Source organism: Methylobacterium sp. 37f, from assembly GCF_023093475.1.
In the GTDB taxonomy this organism is placed as follows: Bacteria; Pseudomonadota; Alphaproteobacteria; order Rhizobiales; family Beijerinckiaceae; genus Methylobacterium.
The window spans coordinates 1-431 of record NZ_JAGHKN010000127.1; the positions used below are offsets into that span (position 1 = coordinate 1).

Annotated in this window: 1 pseudogene; it reads right to left on the minus strand. The window is 65.2% G+C overall.

Annotated elements, in window-relative coordinates:
- Positions 1 to 41: 41 nt before the first annotated feature.
- Positions 42 to 431: pseudogene (locus J7U37_RS24940) on the minus strand (ABC transporter substrate-binding protein); the annotation flags it as partial.

Here is a 431-nt window from a genome sequence, read left to right on the forward strand (position 1 = left end):
GGGCAACCTGGCCAGGCGAGCGGATGGTCAACGCACGAGCTTTAGCGCAGGAGCTTCAACGCCTCGTCGGCCTTGGCCTTGGCGGCGGCGTACTTTTCCTTGGCGAAGGCGGACCATTGCTGCTCGAGCTCGGCCTGCCGCGACGACTTCTCCTTGCCACCCGTGAAGGCAGCCTTGATTTCGGGAGAGGCCGCCTGCGCATCTGTGATCGGCATGGCGGCGATCAGGTCGCGCGCTTCCTTGGCGAGGGCACGGGCCTTGGCGTTGTCCTTCTTGGCGAGGGCGGCATCGACCTCGTGCAGCACCTTGGTGGCGGCCTTCAGCGGTTCGAGCTGAAAGGTGATGAGCTGGTCGAACAGCGTGTCGACCGCCGCGGTGCGGCTCTCCGACAATTCGGCGTTGAAGGTCAGCAGGCCCTGCAGGTTCTTGTC